2 protein-coding genes are annotated in these 2,081 nt (G+C 72.8%); one reads left to right on the top strand and one right to left on the bottom strand.

All coding sequences use genetic code 11. The annotated features are described in order from the left end of the window. A partial coding sequence (locus HW445_RS28380) for a hypothetical protein (RefSeq protein WP_218957464.1) occupies positions 1-455 on the bottom strand: 455 nt, incomplete at its 3' end. 184 nt (positions 456-639) lie between these two features. Between HW445_RS28380 and HW445_RS28375 the strand changes: the two genes are divergently transcribed. Further along, positions 640-2,081 (top strand): glycosyltransferase (locus HW445_RS28375; protein ID WP_180223715.1); only part of this gene is annotated, 1,442 nt, incomplete at its 3' end.

Raw genomic sequence — 2,081 nt, 5'->3', positions numbered from 1 at the left:
CGCACCGCGTCCCGCTCCGACTCCTCGGCCCCGTGCAACGCCACCAGCACACCGCGCGCGGGCAGCGCCGACGGCCGCACCAGCAGGTCGTGTTCACGGTTCGTCCGCCGCCCGTCCTCCCAGCGTCGCGCCGACTCCTCGAGCAGCGGGCGGAACCCGGGAAGCCCGCGCGCCTCCGCGAAGTCCTCCTCCCCCTCCAGTACGGCCGGATCCCACCACCCGCCCTCCGCGAGGGCTGCGCGCAGCGTCCCGAGCGCCTCGTCGGGGCGCCCGGCGGCGCCCTGGAGGCAGGCGAGCAGGTAGGCCAGTTCCGCACGCCAGGGCAGCAGTTCGGGGTGCGGGACGGTCAGGAGACGGATGCCGTCCTCCAGCCGCCCCTCTTCGTAGCAGCGGAACACCTCGTCGTTGACACGGCGGTAGGCGAGCAGGGCGGCGGGGACGTCCTCGGAGATCATGGCGCGCACCGTAGGCGGGCCGGCACTCCCGGGCAAACGGAAATCGGGGGCCACCGAGGCCGGCTCGAGGACGATCCGGAACACGTCCGACACGCCCGGACACACCGGGGGAAGCGGGCATCTCACCCGGAAGGGCCCTACGATGACGCCGCCCAAGGCTCCCAGCACCCCGGATGTACATCACATGATCAAGGTCAGCGTCGTGGTCCCCGTCTACAACGCGGGGCCGTACCTCGAACGCTCCGCCCCCAGCCTCCTCCACCAGAGCCTCGGTCCGCAGGCGTACGAGGTGGTCTACGTGAACGACGGGTCGACCGACGGGTCGGCCGGGCGACTGGAGCGGCTGGCCTCCAAGTACGCCCACGTCAGGGTGATCCACCAGGAGAACTCCGGCTGGCCCGGCAAGCCGCGCAACGTCGGGGTGCGCGCGGCGCGCGGTGAGTACGTCCAGTTCGTCGACCAGGACGACGAGTTGACGCCCGGCGCGCTGGACCGGCTGTACCGGATGGCCGTCCGCAACGGCTCGGACATCGTGATGGGCCGGACCGTCGGCACCATGCAGGGCCCGCACAGCCTCTACAAGCGCGACGTCGAGCGCTGCTCCGTCGAGGACACTCCGCTGATGGAGAGTCTGACGCCGCACAAGATGTTCCGGCGCGCCTTCCTGCTGGAACACGGCATCGAGTTCCCGGAGGGCCGGGTCCGTCTGGAGGACCAGCTGTTCATGGCGCGCGCCTACGTCCGGGCGAAGACGGTCTCCATCCTCGGCTCGCATCCCTGCTACGTGTGGAACCGGCGTGAGGACGGCGGCAACAACAGCGCGGGCGCGACCACTCCGGAGGCGTACTACGGCCATCTCCGGTCGGTGGTCGAGGCCGTCAAGGAGGGCACCGCGCCGGGACCGCTCCAGGACTTCCTGCTGCGCCGCTCCTACCGCGTGGAACTGCTCAGGCCGGTGACCGAGCCCCGGGTCCTCCAGCGCACCGGGGCGGATCTGGAGCGTCACTTCGAGGTGGTCCGCAAGATGGCCGTCGAGTGCTACCCGCCGGGCGTGCGCGAAGGGCTGCCGGCCCTCACCCGGCTCCGGGCGACGCTCCTGGAGGACGGCCGGCTGGACTCGCTGGTCGAACTCGCCCGCCGGGTGCGGGCGGTGAGGCCGCAGGTCACGGTGGACGGCATGCGGTGGCGGGACGGCCGGCTGCTGATCTCCGCCACCATCGGCATGGTGCGTCCGGACGGCGGGCCGCTGACCCTGGTGGAGCGGCACGGACGGCTGCTGCTGGACCCCGTGCTGCTCGACGGCATCGAGGGGGCCGAGGAGTGGGAGGTCCCCCACCCGCTGGCCTACGCGCGCGGCGAGCTGCTGGTGCACGACACCGGGCGGGACCAGTGGTGGTTCCCCGACGCCGACATGGTCCCGCGCACCGAGCCGCTCGGCGGCGGACGGCACCGGGTGGTCGTGTCCGGGGAGGCGGCCGTCGACCCGCGGACGCTGTCCACCGAGCCGTGCCTGCGGGACGGAACCTACGAGGTGTGGGCCTACGGGCAGTTGCTGGGCGTCGGACGGCGGCCCCGGTTCGCCGCCTCCGACGGCTTCGCCCCGGCCCTGCCCCCGGCGCTCGTGGG

This window comes from Streptomyces sp. UH6 (genome assembly GCF_013421635.1).
Classification (GTDB): Bacteria; Actinomycetota; Actinomycetes; order Streptomycetales; family Streptomycetaceae; genus Streptomyces; species Streptomyces abyssomicinicus.
Note: the sequence above shows the minus strand (reverse complement) of the source record. Positions and strands in the feature narration are given on the sequence as shown.